Origin of the sequence: Aurantimonas coralicida DSM 14790 (genome assembly GCF_000421645.1) — a bacterium.
In the GTDB taxonomy this organism is placed as follows: domain Bacteria; phylum Pseudomonadota; class Alphaproteobacteria; order Rhizobiales; family Rhizobiaceae; genus Aurantimonas; species Aurantimonas coralicida.
In genome coordinates this window covers 1-1,558 of sequence record NZ_ATXK01000037.1, presented here as the reverse complement: position 1 = coordinate 1,558, position 1,558 = coordinate 1, and the positions used below count along the sequence as shown (strand labels likewise).

The following is a 1,558-nucleotide window of genomic DNA, read 5'->3' as shown; positions in this document are numbered from 1 at the left end:
AGCATGACATGGCAACACTCCCGAAAGGTCTGGAAACCAAGCCGATCCTACATCGGCTAGGGGGTGTTGCACCTCGCGCTGGAACTCAGGGGTCGCCGTTCAGATGGCGCCTTCCATGCGTTGATCTGATTGATAGGCTTCACGTTCGCGTTGCCAGGTTTCTGCCGCTTGGGCAGAAATGTAGCGACGACGTCCAACCTGGTAGCAATCCGGACCAAGGCGTTCGCTCCAGAGGCGATAGAGCATCGAGCGGCTGAGGCCATAGGCATTACAGAAGTGGTTCACTGTGTAAGCGTTTGGGGCCATGTGGCGTCTCCTTTTGTTGAAGTTGACGCTCTTGTAGCGATCCGCTGATCGGCCTCACATGGCAGTTAGGGCGTGCCTCTATTTTCTTCTCAGTTTTTCCCAGCGGAGGTCGTCCAGCGTTTGGTGGACTCGCGCGCCTGACGCACCATCGCTGGGATATCTGCGTAGGTAACGTTGGCGGAATCCCCAGGAAGAGGGTCCTCGGCGAACCTTTCTGCTATGTCGTTATAGGAAATCCCTGCCGCCACAGCGTCGAGTACGCGCCAAGAACGACGAACGGTCTTGCGGGCATCCCGCCATTTCGAGCCGACAAGTTCCTCCCGATCGACACCTAACTCCAATGCCATTTGTTCGAGTTGCCGTTTGACTTCGGCTAACTGGGCCTCGAAGGGCAAGTCAGCTGCCAATCGTACGAGGATCTGACCGTGATCGATCGCAGTCTGAACGAAGTCGGCGACGGAGTGCGACAGCGTGTATCTGTCTTTATTCAGAATGCGCTTGCTGGACGCTGAAGCTAATTCGATCGCGGGATCGTTGAAGAATACCGGCGCCTCCTCGCCCCATGGGTCGGTGAGCACATCAATGCCCCATTTCTCGCTGAGGCTGCCAGTGTACCGATATGGAAAATGGTTCGATGAATGTTCAGCCCACTCGCGCTGATAGCGTTCATCTCGGCGCAGGAACCCCCATCGGATTTCACCGAGAGACATATTATCGACAGGAGGATAATTCTCCGACTTCGTCCAGTCGCGAGGTGAGGACTTTAAATTAGCCACTACGGTCGATCCGCGATCTGCAGCGTAAGGTGTGTGAAGCGCAGTGCTATGGGACTATAGCCACCGCGTTTCTTACGGCTTTTCAACCGCTGCAGCGTATCTCGATCTCAGGCGAGCCTTCAAGCTCGCGGAGTGTGATGAGCGATCACTTTGATACCCGCGCTTTCACACCTCGGCAGACACCGTTCGAGGCGCCAAAAACGCCTGACGCTCTTCGCAACGTCCGACGGGGGGTACAGCCGACCCTCAGAGCGACGACGAGGAGCCAGAACGTGTCAAGACGTCCTCACACATCTACGCGACATGTTGGGGTAAATATTGGGGTAGCCTGCGGGTAAAGGCGTAAATACATAGGAAAAGCAATGGGTTGAAGCCATATAATGGCGGAGAGGGGGGGATTCGAACCCCCGATACGCTTGCACGTATGCCGCATTTCGAGTGCGGTGCATTCGACCACTCTGCCACCTCTCCGGCCG

The 1,558-nt window shown here is 56.2% G+C and carries 2 protein-coding genes and 1 tRNA gene; all 3 read right to left on the bottom strand.

The features are described 5' to 3' along the window. Nucleotides 1-99: 99 nt before the first annotated feature. The 3 genes from H536_RS24735 to H536_RS0122195 all read right to left on the bottom strand — a co-directional run bounded on the left by H536_RS24735 (nt 100) and on the right by H536_RS0122195 (nt 1,553). Complete coding sequence (locus tag H536_RS24735; RefSeq protein ID WP_155898616.1) at nt 100-306, bottom strand: MerR family transcriptional regulator; 207 nt, start codon at nt 304-306, stop codon at nt 100-102. An 89-nt stretch (nt 307-395) separates the two neighbouring features. Beyond that, entirely contained in the window at nt 396-1,082 is a 687-nt protein-coding gene (locus H536_RS0122200; RefSeq protein ID WP_373279301.1) for a transcriptional regulator domain-containing protein, read from the bottom strand. A 381-nt stretch (nt 1,083-1,463) separates the two neighbouring features. Next, nucleotides 1,464-1,553: transfer RNA gene (locus H536_RS0122195), tRNA-Ser, on the bottom strand. Nucleotides 1,554-1,558 lie beyond the last annotated feature (5 nt).